The organism is Streptomyces cinnabarinus (assembly GCF_027270315.1).
Taxonomy (GTDB): domain Bacteria; phylum Actinomycetota; class Actinomycetes; order Streptomycetales; family Streptomycetaceae; genus Streptomyces; species Streptomyces cinnabarinus.
Genome location: NZ_CP114413.1, coordinates 7,388,161 through 7,403,894, shown reverse-complemented (window position 1 = coordinate 7,403,894; position 15,734 = coordinate 7,388,161). Strand labels below are relative to the sequence as shown.

Here is a 15,734-nt window from a genome sequence, read left to right as displayed (position 1 = left end):
TCCGGTGGCCTCCTCAGACCGCTATGGGTGTGTAGACGGAGTTCTTCTCGGCGCTCTCCTCGACCGCGGCGAGGACGCGCTGCACCTGGAGCCCGTCGGCGAAGGAGGGGTCGGGCTGCCGTCCCTCGGCGATGGCGTGCACCAGGTCGCGGGCCTGGTGGACGAAGGTGTGCTCGTAGCCGAGGCCGTGGCCCGGCGGCCACCAGGCGTCGAGGTACGGGTGCTCGGGCTCGGTGACGAGGATGCGGCGGAATCCGGCGTGCGCCGGGGACTCCGTACCGTCGTGGTAGGAGAGTTCGTTGAGCCGCTCCAGGTCGAAGGCCAACGAGCCGTGCTCGCCGTTGAGTTCGAGGCGCAGGGCGTTCTTGCGGCCGGTGGCGTAGCGGGTCGCCTCGAAGGAGGCGAGGGCGCCGGAGGGGAAGCGGGCGGTGAACAGGGCCGCGTCGTCCACGGTGACCTGGCCGGTGCCGCCGGTCGCCGCGGCGGCCAGGCCCTTGACCGCTCCGGCCAGCGGACGCTCCCGTACGAAGGTCTCGGTGAGGGCGGAGACCCCGGACAGCCGCTCGCCTGCCACGTACTGGGCGAGGTCCACGATGTGCGCGCCGAGGTCGCCGAGCGAGCCGGAGCCGGCGTGCTCCCTGCGCAGCCGCCAGGTCAGCGGGAACTGGGGGTCGACCAGCCAGTCCTGAAGGTACGTCACCCGCACGTGCCGCAGTCGGCCGAGCCGCCCCTCGGCCACCATCCGGCGGGCCAGCGCGGTCGCGGGCACCCGGCGGTAGTTGAAGCCGACCATCGCCAACTGGCCGCGCTCCCTGGCCTGTTCGGCGGCCCGGACCATGGCCTCGGCCTCCTCGACGGTGTTCGCGAGGGGCTTCTCGCACAGGACGTGCTTGCCCGCGGCCAGCGCGGCGACGGCTATCTCGGCGTGGCTGTCGCCCGGGGTGCAGATGTCGACGAGGTCGACGTCGTCCCGGGCGATCAGCGCACGCCAGTCGGTCTCGGCCGCCGCCCAGCCGTGCCGGTCGGCCGCCGCGCGCACCGCGGCCGCGTCCCGGCCGCACACCGCGGCCAGCACCGGGCGCCGGGGCAGGTCGAAGACGCGTCCCACGGTGCGCCAGCCCTGGGAGTGGGCGGCGCCCATGAAGGCGTAGCCGACCATGCCGACGCGCAGCGGCGGCTGCTCGGCCTCGGCACCTGCTGACTGCTGCGGCTGTGCCATGCGGATGTCCTCCTCGTGCTTTCGTCGGGGGGTGGCGCACCTGGGGCCTGTCGTTTGGATCAGTCCGGCGTCGCGGGCCCTGGCACGCGCATCTGCCGCGTTGTCGTCAGTCGCCGACGCTCCGCGTCGACGCCCTCCTCCGCCTTGCAGCTGCACGCGCCAGACCCCGCTCGGCTCAGTTGACTTGCGCCGTTCCTCACAGCCGGCCTGATCCAAACGACAGGCCCCAGGGCCTGCCAGGCTGATCCGGCGGAGCAGGCCCCGGCATGGCTCACTTGAAGCCGGTGGACATGTACTGGTCGACGTTCTCCTTGTCGACGACGGCGGAGTACAGCGTCAGCGAGGCCGGGATCTCGAACTCGGCGAGTCCGGAGACGCCCTTGGCCTGGCCGAGCGCGCGGGCGAGGTCGATCGCGGAGGCGGCCATGGTCGGCGGGTAGAGGACCGTCGCCTTGAGGACGCCATCGTCCTGCTTGATGGCCTGGAAGGCGGAGAGCGCGCCCGCACCGCCGACCATCAGGAAGTCGTCGCGTCCGGCCTGCTCGATGGCGCGCAGCGCGCCGACGCCCTGGTCGTCGTCGTGGTTCCACAGCGCGTCGAACTTCGACTGGGCCTGGAGGAGTTGGGCCATCTTGGCCTGCCCGGACTCGACCGTGAACTCGGCGGCCTGGCGGGCCACCTTCTTGATGTTGGGGTAGTTCTTCAGCGCGTCGTCGAAGCCCTGGGTGCGCTGCTGGGTGAGTTCGAGGTTGTCCAGGCCCGCCAGTTCGATGACCCGGGCGTCCGGCTTGTCCTTGAGCTTCTCGCCGATGTAAGTGCCGGCGTTCAGTCCCATGCCATAGTTGTCGCCGCCGATCCAGCAGCGGTACGCCTGCGGGGAGTTGAAGATGCGGTCGAGGTTGATGACCGGGATGCCCGCGCGCATCGCCTTCAGGCCGACCTGGGTGAGCGCCTTGCCGTCGGCGGGCAGCACCACCAGGACGTCGACCTTCTTGTTGATCAGCGTCTCGATCTGGCCGATCTGGGCGGCGGTGTCGTTGGAGCCCTCGGTGATCTCCAGGGTGACGTCGGAGTACTTCTTCGCCCGGCTCTTTGCGTTGTCGTTGATCGCGTTGAGCCAGCCGTGGTCGGCCTGGGGTCCGGCGAAACCGATGGTGACGGCCTTGCCGGGCTGGTCGTCGGCGGCCGGCTGGTCGTTGGCGGCCGGTTCGTCGTCGGACTCGTTGCTGGTGCAGCCGGTGAGGACGGCACCCGCGGATACGGCGGCCGCCCCGAAGAGCAGTCCTCTGCGGCTCGTGAACTCTGGCATGGCGGTGAACCCTTTCCTCAGGTCGTGCTTGCGGTACGGCGCTGGACCAGCACAGCGGCGACGATGATCGCGCCCTTGGCGATCTGCTGGACGTCGCTCTGGAGGTTGTTCAGGGCGAAGATGTTGGTGATCGTGGTGAAGATCAGGACGCCGAGCACAGAGCCGGTGATGGTGCCGCGGCCGCCGCTGAGCAGCGTGCCGCCGATGATCGCGGCGGCGATGGCGTCGAGTTCGTAGAGGTTGCCGTTGGTGTTCTGGCCGGAGCCGGACAGGATGATCAGCAGGAAGGCGGCGATACCGCAGCACAGCCCGGACAGCAGGTAGAGGTAGAGGCGCTGGCGGCGGACGTCGATACCGGCGAGCCGGGCGGCCTCCGCGTTGCCGCCGACGGCGACCGTGCGGCGGCCGAAGGTGGTGCGGTTGAGGATCAGCCAGCCGATGACGGTGACGACGGCGAAGACCATCACCAGCGGCGGGACGCCGAGGACGTAGGCGTCGCGTTCGCCGAGGTCGAGGATGCTGGGGATGGTGACGATCTGGGTCTTGCCGTCGGTGATCTGGAGGGCCAGTCCGCGCGCCGAGGCGAGCATGGCGAGCGTCGCGATGAACGGCACCATCCCGCCGTACGCGATCAGCAGTCCGTTGACCAGTCCGCAGCCGACGCCGACCAGCACCGCGGTGAACAGGACGCCGCCGAAGCCGTAGTCCTGGGTGGCGACGGTGGTCGCCCAGACCGAGGCGAGGGCGACGATCGCGCCGACCGAGAGGTCGATGCCGCCGGAGGTGATGACGAAGGTCATGCCGACGGTGACGACGCCGATCACGGAGGCCTGGGTGAGGACGAGTTGGAGGTTGCGGGTGTCGAGGAACTCGTCGGGCTTGGTGATGCCGCCGATGACGACCAGCGCGGCGAGCACGCCGAGCAAGGACAGGGTGCGGACGTCGGCGCGGGCCAACATCCCGCGCCACGCCCAGGGTTGACTCGTCGACGGTATTTTGTCGGCGCTGTCCCTGGGCGGAGACATGTGCTGCGTCATGACGCCGGGCTTCCTTCCATGACGAGGTCGAGGACACGGTGTTCGTCGAGGTCGCGGGCGGGCGCGGTGTGCACGACGCGCCCCTCCCGCAGCACCAGGACACGGTCGGCGAGGCCGAGCACCTCGGGCACCTCGCTGGAGACGAGCAGGACGGCGAGACCCTCGTCGGCGAGACGCCGCACGACCGCGTACAGCTCGGCACGGGCGCCCACGTCGACGCCCCGGGTGGGTTCGTCGAGGAGCAGGACCCGGCAGCCGCGCAGCAGCCAGCGGGCGAGCACCGCCTTCTGCTGGTTGCCGCCGGACAGGGTGCGCACGGGCACGGCCGGGTTGTCGGGCCGCAGCGACAGCTCACGGGTGGCGGCGCGGGCGGCGCCCAGTTCGGCGCCCCGGTCGATCCAGCCGCCGCGGGAGAAGCGGGACATGGAGGAGACCGAGACATTGCGGGTGACGGACTCCAGCATCAGCAGGGCCTGTGCCTTGCGTTCCTCGGGGGCGAGCCCGAGTCCGGCGCGGACGGCGGCGCGCACGCTGCCGGGCCGCAACTCCCGTCCTTCCACGAGGACTTGACCGGAGGAGGGCTTGCGGGCCCCGTAGATCGTCTCCAGGATCTCGGAGCGCCCCGAGCCGACCAGTCCGGCGAGCCCGACGATCTCACCGGGCCGGACCTCCAGGTCCAGCGGCTCGAACTCGCCGTCGCGGGACAGCCCCTGGACCTGGAGCACGGGCGTGCCGGTCGCGTCTCCCACGGGCCGTTCGGGGAAGACGTACTCGACGTTGCGGCCCGTCATCAGGGCCACGACCTCCCGGGTGGGCGTCGACTTCGCGGGCAGTCCGACCGCCACGGCCCGGCCGTCCTTGAGCACGGTCACCCTGTCTCCGATGCGCCGGATCTCCTCAAGGCGGTGCGAGATGTAGACGACGGCGACCCCGTCGGCGGTCAGGTCGCCGACGATGCGGAAGAGGTTGTCGACCTCGTCCGGGTCCAGAGCGGCGGACGGCTCGTCCATCACGATCAGCCGTACGTCGTGCGACAGCGCCCGTGCCATGGAGACGATCTGCTGCTGCGCCGCCGACAATTCCCCCACCAGCCGCGCGGGATCGATCTCCGGGTGCCCAAGTCGCTTGAGGATCAGGGCAGTTGACGCCCATGCGGTCTTTCGCCGTACGACGAACCCGGCGGCCGTCGGTTCATGGCCGAGGTGGACGTTCTCGGCCACCGACAGGTGCTCGACGAGGTCGAGTTCCTGGTAGATGGTGGCGATGCCCAGGCGCATGGCGGCGATCGGTGAGCGCAGGGTGACGTCCTCGCCGCGCCAGCGGATGGTGCCGGTGTCGGGCTGGTGGGCGCCGGCCAGGACCTTGATGAGGGTGGACTTCCCGGCGCCGTTCTGACCGAGCAGACAGTGCACCTCGCCGGCCTGGACGTCGAGGTCGACTCCGTCGAGGGCCCGGACACCGGGGAAGGACTTGGTGATGCCGGACATGCTGAGCAGCGATGGTTCTGGTGCCATGAGCTCCCCTTGGCGGACGTGCGGGCCGGTGTCAGGGCAGGGCGTAGCAGGGCAGGGCGAAGCAGACGGACGTGCTGGAGTGACTCGTGTAACGAGTTGCTGTCGAAGGCTCGCTGAGCAGGTGCGGTTACGCGGGTGAGAACAGGTGGTCGCTGATGAGCCGGGCCGCGCCGATGACTCCGGCGGTGGGGCCCAACTCCCCGAGCACGATGGGCAGATTGCCGGTCGCCAGTGGCAGCGACTGGCGGTAGACCTGGGTGCGGATCGCGGCGAGCAGGGTGTGGCCGAGGCCGGTCACCCCGCCGCCGATCACCACCAGGCCCGGGTTGAAGAAGGAGACGAGACCGGCGATGACCTGGCCGGTGCGGTTGCCGCCCTCCCGGATCAGATCCAGCGCGGCGGCATCGCCCGCGGCGGCCGCGGCGGCGACGTCGACGGCACTGAGCGAGCCGTTCGCCTCAAGGCGCGCGGCGAGTTCGGCCGACCGCCCCTGCTGGGCCGCCTCCACGGCGTCCCGGGCGAGGGCCGCCCCGCTGAAGTGGGCCTCCAGACAACCCTGGTTGCCGCAGGCACAGGGCCTGCCGTCGGGGACCGCCTGGATGTGCCCGATGTCGCCGGCACTGCCCGTCGTACCGCGGTGGACATGGCCGTCGACCACGATGCCGCAGCCGATGCCGGTGCCGATCTTCACGCAGAGGAAGTCGCCCACGGAGCGTGCCACGCCCGCGTGCTGCTCCCCCATCGCCATCAGGTTCACGTCGTTGTCGACCATGACCGGGCAGCCGAGTTCCTGGCTGAGCGCCTCCCGCACGGGGAAGCCGTCCCAGCCGGGCATGATCGGCGGGGCCACCGGGACGCCCTCGGGGAAGCGGACGGGTCCGGGGACGCCGATGCCGGCGCCGTCGTACCCCTCCGCGAGTCCCGTGGCCCGGAGTTTGGCGGCCATGGCGAGGACCTGCTCGAAGACCGCGACCGGGCCTTCGCGCACGTCCATGGGGTGGTTGAGGTGTCCGAGGATCTCCAGTTCCGCGTTGGTGACGGCGACGTCGACCGAGGTCGCGCCGATGTCGACACCGAGGAAGCGGAGCCCCGGGTTGAGCCGGATGTTGTGTGAGCGGCGGCCACCGCGCGAGGCGGCGAGTCCGTCGGCCACGACCAGGCCCGTCTCCAGCAGCCGGTCCACCTCCACGGCCAGCTTGGACCGTGACAGATCGACCTGATCACCCAGTTGCGCCCGGGAGTTGGGACCCCCGTCGCGCAACAGCTTGAGCAGCCGGGCCTGATGGGCGTTCGCGGGTCGCGCCGTCATCCGTCTCACGTGCCCCTCCCCGCCTCAATCGGCCACCAGTTGCCGGGCTTTCGAGGGGAACGTAGCAGCGGTAGCGGTGGCTGGGAAGAATCTGTGCACGAATTCCCTACGACTTTTTCCACTCTCAGGACAAAGCCCGGTGTTGTTCGGTGAACCTCAGGTCCGCTGGCGGGCGTGGTACGAGGTGCGGGTGTGCTCGGTGTGCTCGCGCATCAGTTCGGTGGCGCGCTGCTGGTCCCGGTCGGAGATGGCCGCGATGAGGCGCCGGTGCTCGATCCAGGACTGCTGCCCGCGCTGCCGGGCCACCGGCGTGTAGTACCAGCGCACCCGCCGGTCGACCTGGGCGGCGAGTTCGGCGAGGACGGCGTTGCCCGCGAGCTCCATGACCTTGGCGTGGAAGCGGGCGTTCATCGCGACGGCGGCGTCCACGTCGTCCGCCTCCACCGCCCGCTCGCCCTCCGCGCACAGCTCCTCCAGGGCCGTGATCCCGGCGGCCCCGGCGTTGGCGGCGGCGAGCCGGGCTGCCTCGGCCTCCAGCAGGGTCCGCACGGTGAGGAGCTGATCGGCCTCCTCCTCGGTCGGCTCGTGCACGAACGCGCCCTGGGCGGGCCGTAGATCGACCCAGCCCTCGGTGTTCAGGCGTTGCAGCGCCTCGCGCACGGGCTGCCGCGACACACCGAGATGACCTGCGAGTTCGCTCTCGACCAGATGCTGGCCGGGGCGCAGCGCACGGGTGGTGATGAGTTCGAGCAGAGCCTCGTAGACACGGTCCCGCAGCGGCCCGGGCCGTTCCAGCTTGGGCACCGCCCCCTGCGGAAGTCCTGTCGACAACATCGCGGTCCCCCTCCAGAGCCGTCGGACAACACCTGAACCTCGGAATTGTCTTTCGTCTACAGTCTACGGCGCACAACGGCCAGGGAAAGGGGGAGTTGGCCTTGTCACACCCCGGTCGCGGGCGCCGTCACGGGCAGCGTACGACCTGGCCCGCGTACGACAGGTTGCCGCCGAACCCGAACAGCAGCACCGGGTCCCCGGCGGCGATCTCCCCGCGCTCCACCAGCTTGGCGAAGGCCAGCGGGATGCTCGCGGCCGAGGTGTTACCGGAGTCGGTGACGTCCTTCGCCACCACGGCGTTGACCGCGCCGATCTTCACCGCGAGCGGCTCGATGATCCGCAGGTTGGCCTGGTGCAGCACGACCGCGGCGAGGTCGGCGGGCGTGAGCCCGGACCGCTCGCAGGCCTGCCGGGCGATGGCGGGCAGCTGGGTGGTGGCCCAGCGGTAGACGCTCTGCCCCTCCTGCGCGAACCGCGACGGCGTCCCCTCGATCCGCACGGCGTGCCCCATCTCGGGCACCGAGCCCCACAGCACCGGCCCGATGCCGGGCGCCTCACCCGGAGCCGACGCCTCGACCACGGCGGCCCCCGCCCCGTCGCCGACGAGCACACAGGTCGTACGGTCGGACCAGTCCGTCACATCGGACATCTTGTCGGCGCCGATCACCAGGGCCCGGGTGGCGGCACCGGCGCGTACGGCGTGGTCGGCGGTGGCCAGCGCGTGGGTGAATCCGGCGCACACCACGTTGACGTCCATCGCGGCGGGCGAGGGGATGCCGAGCCGGGCGGCGACCCGGGCGGCCATGTTCGGGGAGCGGTCGACGGCGGTGGAGGTGGCCACCAGGACCAGGTCGATATCGGCCGGTACCAGCCCCGCCGTGGCGAGCGCCTTGGCCGCGGCGTGCCCGGCGAGCTCGTCGACCGGTTCGTCGGGCCCGGCGATATGGCGTGTGCGGATGCCCACCCGGGATCTGATCCACTCGTCACTGGTGTCGACGATGCCGGCCAGGTCCTCGTTGGTGAGTACCTTGGCCGGCTGGTAGTGGCCGAGCGCGGCGATGCGCGAGCCGTTCATCGGGTGGTCCCCCTCGTTGCCTTGGGTAGCGGGATCCACCAGTCTGATCAGTGACTCACGGGTACGGCGGCAGGTGATGCCACAGGAATCGGGCGCCCGGGTTGTCGGCTTCTGTCAGCCACTCGGACGCCCGAACACTTCTCGAACGGTCAGCCGTCCCCGGTCACCCGGTGAACAGCTGTGTCGCCTTCTGCACGAGCTCGTAGAGACCGTAGGCGAGCGGTGCCCCGACCCACAGCCAGGCGAAGGCGATCAGCCCGCGCCGGTCAGGCGGACTCTGGCTGCTGTCGTTCGACATCGACGGCCTCCTGACGGGGTGCGGGGATGTGGTGGCGGGGATGGACGGGCCGGACGAGTTCATTGGCGACGAAGCCGACGACCAGCAGGCCGATCATGATGCCGAAGGAGAGCCCGTAGAGGGAGGCGCCGGTCCTGCCCGCCTCCTCCTGCCGGTCGGCGATCCAGTTGACGATCAAGGGGCCGAGCACACCGGCCGTGGACCAGGCGGTGAGCAGCCGGCCGTGGATCGCGCCGACCTGGTGGCTGCCGAAGAGGTCTTTCAGGTAGGCGGGGATGGTGGCGAAGCCGCCGCCGTAGAAGGAGAGGATCACCAGCGCGCACAGGATGAACAGCGGCTTGGAGGAGTCGCCGAACAGGGCGATGGAGGCGTACATCAGCGCGCCGACGCCCAGGTAGACGCGGTAGATGTTCTTCCGTCCGATCAGGTCCGAGGTGGAGGACCAGCCGATGCGGCCCGCCATGTTCGCGGCGGAGAGCAGGGCTACGAAGCCTGCGGCGGCTGTGGCTGACACCGTTGTCTCGGTCTCGGCGAAGAAGTCCATGATCATGGGGGCAGCCTTCTCCAGGATGCCGATTCCCGCGGTCACGTTCATGCAGAGGACGATCCACAGGCACCAGAACTGTGGTGTGCGGATTGCTTGTTTCGCTGACACCTGCGGGCCGGTGGGGGCTGGTCGCGCCCCCGCGGCGGTAGCCGCAGATTCAACACCGCCCCGCGCCCCCAGGTCGGTTCGCGGCACCCTGACCAAGAGCACACCCAGCGCCATGAATACGGCATACGACAGGCCGTGCACCAGGAAGGCCACGGCGATGCCGTCGGAGTCCGCGCCGAAGGACTCCAGCATCCGGGCCGACCACGGCGAGGCGATCAGGGCGCCGCCGCCGAAGCCCATGATGGCGATGCCGGTGGCCATGCCGGGGCGGTCCGGGAACCACTTGATCAGGGTGGAGACGGGCGAGATGTAGCCGATGCCGAGGCCGATGCCGCCGACGAAGCCGTAGCCGAGGACGATCAGCCAGTACTGCTCGGTGGCCGCGCCGAGGGCGGAGAGCAGGAAGCCGGAGGAGAAGCAGCACAGGGCGACGGTCATCGCCCAGCGCGGGCCGTTGCGTTCGACGAGCGTGCCGCCGAACGCGGCCGACAGGCCCAGCATCACGATGCCCAGCTGGAAGGGGAGCGCGCTCTGGGTGCCGCTGAGGCCGAGCGCGGATTCCAGGGGCGGCTTGAACACGGACCAGGCGTAGGCCTGTCCGATGGAGAGGTGGACCGAGAGAGCGGCCGGGGGAACAAGCCAGCGGCTCCATCCCGGGGGTGCGACGGGGGGACTCATGATCCCGAACGGTAGGAAGCGAGCCGGTAGTTGAGAAGCCAACGGGTCGACCGTATGCGGTGAACGGTATGCAGCGCGCGACGAACGGTCGAACCGACCGGTTTCCGGTGCTGCGCGAACCCTTGCCGCCCCAACGGGCATACTGTAGACAATATTTCGTCGACAGAGTTTCGGCAGTGCGCCCTCTCCGCGGTATCCCTCGGCCGAACGGAGCTCCCCCGTATGAAAGTCGCAGTCCTCGGCGCCGGAGCGATCGGCGCCTATGTCGGTGCCGCGCTCGATCGCGCCGGTGCCGATGTGCATCTCATCGCCCGTGGACCGCATCTCGCGGCCATGAGGCGGCACGGCGTGCGGGTGCTCAGCCCGCGCGGTGACTTCACGGCCGCCGCCCACGCCACCGACGACCCCGCCGAGGTCGGCCCGGTCGACTATGTGTTCCTGGGTCTGAAGGCCAACTCGTACGCGGCGTGCGGGCCGCTGATCGAGCCCCTGCTGCACGACACCACGGCGGTGATCGCCGCCCAGAACGGCATCCCCTGGTGGTACTTCCACCGGCACGGCGGCCCCCACGACGGACATCGCGTGGAGAGCGTCGACCCGGGTGGCGCGGTCAGTGCGGTGCTCGCGCCCGAACGGGCCATCGGCTGTGTCGTCTACGCGGCGACCGAGCTCGAAGGCCCCGGTGTCGTACGGCACTTGGAAGGCACCCGGTTCTCCATCGGCGAGCCCGACCGCACGGTGTCCAAGCGCTGTCTGGACTTCGGCGAGGCGATGATCGCCGGCGGTCTGAAGTGCCCGGTCGAGCCCGATCTGCGGGCCGACATCTGGGTCAAGCTGCTCGGCAACATCTCCTTCAACCCGATCAGCGCGCTGGCCCGCGCCACCATGCGGCAGATGTGTCTGCACGGCGGCACCCGCAAGGTGATCGAGACGATGATGGCCGAGACGCTCGCCGTCGCCGAGGCCCTCGGCTGCGAGGTCGGCGTCTCCATCGAACGCCGGATGGCCGGCGCCGAGAAGGTCGGCGACCACCGCACCTCCACGCTCCAGGACCTGGAGCGCGGCAAGCCGCTCGAACTCGACGTCCTCCTCGCGGCCGTCGTCGAGTTGGCGGAGATCACCGGCGTGGAGGTGCCCACCCTGCGCACCGTGCACGCCATCTCGGACCTGCTCGCGCTGAGGAGCGCCGCATGAGGAAACGCCAGACCAAGACCTATACGAGGCTCACCCATCCCCTCATCAGGGACTCCCGCGACGAGCCCTTCCGGCAGGCGAGTTGGGAGGAGGCCCTGGCCCGTGCGGCCGAGGGGCTCGCCCGCAACCGCGGCGCGTTCGGCATGTTCTCCTGCGCCCGGGCCACGAACGAGATGAACTACGTGGCGCAGAAGTTCGCACGGGTCGTGATGGGCACCAACAACGTCGACTCCTGCAACCGCACCTGCCACGCGCCGAGCGTGGCGGGCCTGTCGGCCGCGTTCGGCTCCGGCGGCGGGACCTCCTCCTACGAGGAGATCGAGCACACGGACGTCATCGTGATGTGGGGCTCCAACGCCCGCTTCGCGCACCCGATCTTCTTCCAGCACGTGCTGAAGGGGATCAGGAACGGCGCCCGGATGTACGCCGTCGACCCGCGCCGGACCTCCACCGCCGAATGGGCGGAGAGCTGGCTGGGCCTGAACGTCGGCACCGACATCCCGATGGCGCACGCCGTCGGCCGGGAGATCATCCACGCGGGCCTGGCGAACGAGGCGTTCATCGCGCGGGCGACCACCGGCTTCGAGGAGTACAAGGCGCTCGTCGAGCCCTGGACGCTGTCGCTGGCGGAGAAGGTGACGGGCGTACCGGCCGCCGCCATCAAGGAGTTGGCGCACGCCTTCGCCCGCGCCGAACGCGCCCAGCTCTGCTGGACCCTGGGCATCACCGAGCACCACAACGGCACCGACAACGTCCGCGCGCTGATCAACCTCTCCCTGCTCACCGGCCATGTCGGCCGCTACGGCAGCGGGTTGCAGCCGCTCCGCGGGCAGAACAACGTGCAGGGCGGCGGCGACATGGGGGCCATCCCCAACCGCCTGCCCGGCTTCCAGGACATCCTCGACGCGGACACGCGGCTGAAGTTCGAGTCCGCTTGGGAGACGGTGATCCAGCCCCATTACGGCCTCAACCTCACGGAGATGTTCGAGGCGATGGAGGAGGGCTCGCTCAGGGCCGTCTACTGCATCGGCGAGAACCCGGCGCAGTCGGAGGCCGACAGCGAGCAGGCCGTACGTCGGATGCGGGAGCTGGACTTCCTCGTCGTGCAGGACATCTTCCTGACGAAGACGGCGGAGTTGGCGGACGTCGTCCTGCCCGCGACCGCCGGGTGGGCCGAGACGGACGGCACCACCACCAACAGCGAGCGCCGGGTCCAGCGGGTGCGGCGGGCGGTCACCCCACCCGGTGAGGCGCGCGAGGACATCGACATCATCTGCGAGCTGGCGGCCCGGCTCGGCCACGAGTGGAAGTACGCCGACGCCGAGGCCGTGTGGAACGAGCTGAGGTCCATATCGCCCGACCACTACGGGATGACGTACGAACGCCTGGAGCAGCACCAGGGCATCCAGTGGCCGTGTCCGAGCACCGACGGCATCGAACCGAGCTATCTGCACGGCCGGTTGTGGGAGACGGACCCGGAGCGGCGCGGGACGGCGGCGCCGTTCGGGCTGGTGCAGCACGATCCGCCGGTCGACCTCACCGATGACCGGTACCCGATCCGGCTCACCACCGGGCGGCGTCTCGACTCCTACAACACCGGTGTGCAGAGCGGGAGTTTCGCCTCCCCGCTCCGGCGCGGCGAGTACGTCGAGCTGTGCCCGGAGGACGCCGAGCGGTACGGGGTCGTCGTCGGCGAGGAGGTCCAGGTGACCTCACGGCGCGGCTCGGTGGTGGCGCCGGTGTGGGTCGACACCGCGCTGCGCCCCGGGCTCGCCTTCATGACCATGCACTTTCCCGACGAGGTGGACACCAACTCGCTGACGATCGAGGCGAACTGCCCGATCGCGGGGACGGCGGAGTTCAAGGCGTCGGCGATCCGGATCGAGAAGCTCCCCGTCGCGACCATCGTGAGGTGACGCAAGTGGACCTGCACTTCGGCGACAGCAAGCCGACGGACGACGAACGGGCGGCCGTCGACGCCCTGTTGGGCCCCCCGGAGTCCTCATGGGAAGGCGCCGACCGCTCGGATGCCGACCTGAGGTGGGCGCGCGGCGGACGCGCCGCACGCGAGCGGCGGGACCTGCTGTTGCCGGGGCTGCACGCGATCAACGACCGGATCGGCTGGATCAGCGACGGCGCCCTCGACTACCTGTGCCGCCGGCTGACCGTGCCACCCGCGGAGGCGTACGGCGTCGCCACCTTCTACGCGATGTTCTCCGTCAAACCCCGCCCGGCCACCGTGCTGCACGTCTGCACCGACCTCGCCTGCGCCGCCGCGGGCGCCGCCGGCCTGTGCGCGGGCATCGAGGCGAGCCTCGGCCCCGGCGTCCACGTCGAGCGCAGCCCCTGCCTCGGCCTGTGCGAACGCGCCCCGGCGGCCCTGGCGATCAGGGCGGGCGACCCGGTGCGTACGGCGGTCTCGGCGCCCACCACCGTGCACGACGCCGTCCTCGCCGCGACCGCGCCGGACTCGGCGCCCGAGGAGCCGCCCGCGGCGATGGCGGTGCCCCAGGCCGGGGACCCGGGGCTCACCCTGCTCGGCCGGGTCGGCGTCGTGGACCCGGCGAGCCTCGACGACTACCGCGCCCACGGCGGCTGGACCGCCCTGCGCCGGGCCTTCGAGCTGGGCCCGGCCGGCGTGATCCGCGAGGTGACCGACTCGGGCCTGGTCGGGCGTGGCGGCGCCGCCTTCCCCACCGGCCGCAAATGGCAGGCGACGGCGTCCCAGCCCGACCATCCGCACTACCTCGTCTGTAACGCCGACGAATCCGAGCCGGGCACCTTCAAGGACCGCGTGATCATGGAGGGTGACCCGTACGCCCTGGTCGAGGCGATGACGATCGCCGGGTACGCGACCGGCGCGCACCACGGCTACCTGTATCTGCGCGGCGAGTACCCGCGCGCCATTCAGCGCATGGAGCACGCCCTCGCGCAGGCTCGCGCGCGGGGACTGCTGGGCGCAGACATCCTCGGTCAGGGGTACGCCTTCGACATCGAGATCCGCAGGGGCGCGGGCGCCTACATCTGCGGTGAGGAGACCGCCCTGTTCAACTCCATCGAGGGCTACCGGGGCGAACCGCGCTCCAAGCCGCCGTTCCCGGTGGAGAAGGGCCTGTTCGGCAAGCCCACGGTGGAGAACAACGTCGAGACGCTGGTCAACGTCCTGCCCATCCTGACCATGGGCGCCCCGGCGTACGCGGCGATCGGCACCCCCAAGTCGACCGGGCCGAAGCTGTATTGCGTCTCGGGCAGCGTGGACCGGCCCGGCATCTACGAGCTGCCGTTCGGCGCCACGCTGGGTGAGCTGCTGACCCTCGCCGGGGTGCGGGACGGGCTGCGGGCGGTGCTGCTGGGCGGCGCGGCGGGCGGGTTCGTCCGGCCCGACGAGACGGACATCCCGCTCACCTTCGAAGGCACCCGGGAGGCCATCACCACACTCGGCTCGGGCGTGGTGATGGCCTTCGACTCGTCCGTACCACTGCCCCGGCTCCTGTTGCGCATCGCCGAGTTCTTCCGCGACGAGTCGTGCGGGCAGTGCGTGCCCTGCCGGGTCGGGACCGTGCGGCAGGAGGAGGCGCTGCACCGGATCGCGGAGCGGACGGGTGCCGCGGCCGCCGAGGACATCGCCCTGCTCAGGGAGGTCGGCCGCGCGATGCGGGACGCCTCGATCTGCGGTCTGGGACAGACCGCCTGGAACGCCGTGGAATCCGCCATCGACCGCCTGGGGGCGTACGAATGACCGTGACACCGCTGGGGATTCCCCGCCGACTGCTGGAGTTCACCATCGACGGGGAGCCGGTCCGGGCGCCCGAGGGTTCGACCGTCCTCGACGCCTGCCGGGCCGCCGGGAAGGACATCCCGACCCTGTGCGAGGGCGACACCCTGCGGCCGAAGAACGCCTGCCGGGTCTGTGTCGTCGAGGTCGAGGGGTCCCGGACCCTGGTCCCGGCCTGCTCCCGCAAGGCCGAGCCGGGCATGGAGGTGCGCACCGACACCGAGCGCGCCCGGCACAGCCGCAAGGTCGTACTGGAGCTCCTCGCTTCTTCGGTCGACTTGTCGACCACACCGAAGGTCGCCGAGTGGATCAAGGAGTACGAGGCCAAGCCCGAGCGTTTCGGCCCGGACGCCGCCCGGCTGAATGAGGAACCCAAGGTCGACAACGATCTGTACGTGCGCGACTACGACAAGTGCATCCTCTGCTACAAGTGCGTCGACGCCTGTGGCGACCAGTGGCAGAACACGTTCGCGATCTCGGTCGCCGGGCGGGGCTTCGACGCCCGGATCGCCGTCGAGCACGACGCCCCGCTGACCGACTCGGCCTGTGTGTACTGCGGGAACTGCATCGAGGTGTGCCCGACCGGGGCGCTGTCCTTCAAGTCGGAGTTCGACATGCGGGCGGCGGGCACCTGGGACGAGTCGGCGCAGACGGAGACGACCACGGTGTGCGCGTACTGCGGAGTGGGCTGCAACCTCACTCTGCACGTGCAGGAGAATGAGATCGTGAAGGTCACCTCGCCGCACGACAATCCGGTGACCCACGGCAATCTGTGCATCAAGGGCCGCTTCGGCTACCAGCACGTCCAGAACCGGAACTGATCGGGGCTGATGGGGA

13 protein-coding genes are annotated in these 15,734 nt (G+C 70.5%); 4 read left to right on the top strand and 9 right to left on the bottom strand.

Going from position 1 to position 15,734, the window contains the following annotated elements; genetic code table 11:
• Nucleotides 1-13: 13 nt before the first annotated feature.
• From STRCI_RS33425 to STRCI_RS33385, 9 genes are all read right to left on the bottom strand, one after another.
• On the bottom strand, nt 14-1,219 hold the full coding sequence (locus STRCI_RS33425; protein ID WP_269662694.1) for a Gfo/Idh/MocA family protein: 1,206 nt from the start codon (nt 1,217-1,219) through the stop codon (nt 14-16).
• Nucleotides 1,220-1,490: 271 nt separating this feature from the next.
• Nucleotides 1,491-2,528 carry a substrate-binding domain-containing protein gene (locus STRCI_RS33420; protein WP_269662693.1) on the bottom strand — a complete coding sequence of 346 codons (1,038 nt, stop codon included), beginning with the start codon at nt 2,526-2,528 and terminating at the stop codon, nt 1,491-1,493.
• Nucleotides 2,529-2,545: 17 nt separating this feature from the next.
• On the bottom strand, nt 2,546-3,565 hold the full coding sequence (locus STRCI_RS33415) for an ABC transporter permease (protein ID WP_269662692.1): 1,020 nt from the start codon (nt 3,563-3,565) through the stop codon (nt 2,546-2,548).
• Nucleotides 3,562-5,079: a sugar ABC transporter ATP-binding protein gene (locus tag STRCI_RS33410; RefSeq protein ID WP_269662691.1), complete on the bottom strand. Its 1,518-nt coding sequence runs from the start codon at nt 5,077-5,079 to the stop codon at nt 3,562-3,564. Before STRCI_RS33410 ends, STRCI_RS33415 begins: the two co-directional genes overlap by 4 nt.
• 127 nt (nt 5,080-5,206) lie before the next feature.
• Entirely contained in the window at nt 5,207-6,388 is a 1,182-nt protein-coding gene (locus STRCI_RS33405; RefSeq protein WP_269662690.1) for an ROK family transcriptional regulator, read from the bottom strand.
• 156 nt (nt 6,389-6,544) lie between these two features.
• Nucleotides 6,545-7,222 carry a GntR family transcriptional regulator gene (locus tag STRCI_RS33400; protein ID WP_269662689.1) on the bottom strand — a complete coding sequence of 226 codons (678 nt, stop codon included), beginning with the start codon at nt 7,220-7,222 and terminating at the stop codon, nt 6,545-6,547.
• 127 nt (nt 7,223-7,349) lie between these two features.
• The gene (locus STRCI_RS33395) at nt 7,350-8,297 is read right to left on the bottom strand and encodes a beta-ketoacyl-ACP synthase III (RefSeq protein WP_269662688.1); all 948 of its coding nucleotides are present in this window, start codon (nt 8,295-8,297) and stop codon (nt 7,350-7,352) included.
• Between the two features lie 163 nt (nt 8,298-8,460).
• On the bottom strand, nt 8,461-8,595 hold the full coding sequence (locus tag STRCI_RS33390) for an MFS transporter small subunit (RefSeq protein WP_015656642.1): 135 nt from the start codon (nt 8,593-8,595) through the stop codon (nt 8,461-8,463).
• Entirely contained in the window at nt 8,564-9,928 is a 1,365-nt protein-coding gene (locus STRCI_RS33385) for an OFA family MFS transporter (protein WP_269662687.1), read from the bottom strand. Before STRCI_RS33385 ends, STRCI_RS33390 begins: the two co-directional genes overlap by 32 nt.
• Nucleotides 9,929-10,150: 222 nt before the next feature.
• Here STRCI_RS33385 and STRCI_RS33380 point away from each other — a divergent pair, with 222 nt between their 5' ends.
• Genes STRCI_RS33380 through STRCI_RS33365 form a run of 4 tightly spaced genes read left to right on the top strand, consistent with a single transcriptional unit; the run spans nt 10,151 to nt 15,718 of the window.
• The gene (locus tag STRCI_RS33380; RefSeq protein WP_269662686.1) at nt 10,151-11,122 is read left to right on the top strand and encodes a 2-dehydropantoate 2-reductase; all 972 of its coding nucleotides are present in this window, start codon (nt 10,151-10,153) and stop codon (nt 11,120-11,122) included.
• A complete protein-coding gene (locus STRCI_RS33375; protein ID WP_269662685.1) occupies nt 11,119-13,038 on the top strand; it encodes a molybdopterin oxidoreductase family protein in 1,920 nt (639 codons plus the stop codon). Before STRCI_RS33380 ends, STRCI_RS33375 begins: the two co-directional genes overlap by 4 nt.
• Nucleotides 13,039-13,043: 5 nt before the next feature.
• Nucleotides 13,044-14,861, top strand: a complete 1,818-nt coding sequence (locus STRCI_RS33370) for an NADH-ubiquinone oxidoreductase-F iron-sulfur binding region domain-containing protein (protein WP_269664717.1) — start codon at nt 13,044-13,046, stop codon at nt 14,859-14,861.
• A complete protein-coding gene (locus STRCI_RS33365) occupies nt 14,858-15,718 on the top strand; it encodes a 2Fe-2S iron-sulfur cluster-binding protein (RefSeq protein WP_269662684.1) in 861 nt (286 codons plus the stop codon). The genes STRCI_RS33370 and STRCI_RS33365 overlap by 4 nt, the downstream gene beginning before the upstream one ends.
• The last annotated feature ends 16 nt before the right edge of the window (nt 15,719-15,734 follow it).

Coding starts and splice junctions, on each gene's coding strand:
- STRCI_RS33425 (WP_269662694.1), bottom strand. CDS start 1,219: ATGGCACAGCCGCAGCAGTCAGCAGGTGCCGAGGCCGAGCAGCCGCCG.
- STRCI_RS33420 (WP_269662693.1), bottom strand. CDS start 2,528: ATGCCAGAGTTCACGAGCCGCAGAGGACTGCTCTTCGGGGCGGCCGCC.
- STRCI_RS33415 (WP_269662692.1), bottom strand. CDS start 3,565: ATGACGCAGCACATGTCTCCGCCCAGGGACAGCGCCGACAAAATACCG.
- STRCI_RS33410 (WP_269662691.1), bottom strand. CDS start 5,079: ATGGCACCAGAACCATCGCTGCTCAGCATGTCCGGCATCACCAAGTCC.
- STRCI_RS33405 (WP_269662690.1), bottom strand. CDS start 6,388: ATGACGGCGCGACCCGCGAACGCCCATCAGGCCCGGCTGCTCAAGCTG.
- STRCI_RS33400 (WP_269662689.1), bottom strand. CDS start 7,222: ATGTTGTCGACAGGACTTCCGCAGGGGGCGGTGCCCAAGCTGGAACGG.
- STRCI_RS33395 (WP_269662688.1), bottom strand. CDS start 8,297: ATGAACGGCTCGCGCATCGCCGCGCTCGGCCACTACCAGCCGGCCAAG.
- STRCI_RS33390 (WP_015656642.1), bottom strand. CDS start 8,595: ATGTCGAACGACAGCAGCCAGAGTCCGCCTGACCGGCGCGGGCTGATC.
- STRCI_RS33385 (WP_269662687.1), bottom strand. CDS start 9,928: ATGAGTCCCCCCGTCGCACCCCCGGGATGGAGCCGCTGGCTTGTTCCC.
- STRCI_RS33380 (WP_269662686.1), top strand. CDS start 10,151: ATGAAAGTCGCAGTCCTCGGCGCCGGAGCGATCGGCGCCTATGTCGGT.
- STRCI_RS33375 (WP_269662685.1), top strand. CDS start 11,119: ATGAGGAAACGCCAGACCAAGACCTATACGAGGCTCACCCATCCCCTC.
- STRCI_RS33365 (WP_269662684.1), top strand. CDS start 14,858: ATGACCGTGACACCGCTGGGGATTCCCCGCCGACTGCTGGAGTTCACC.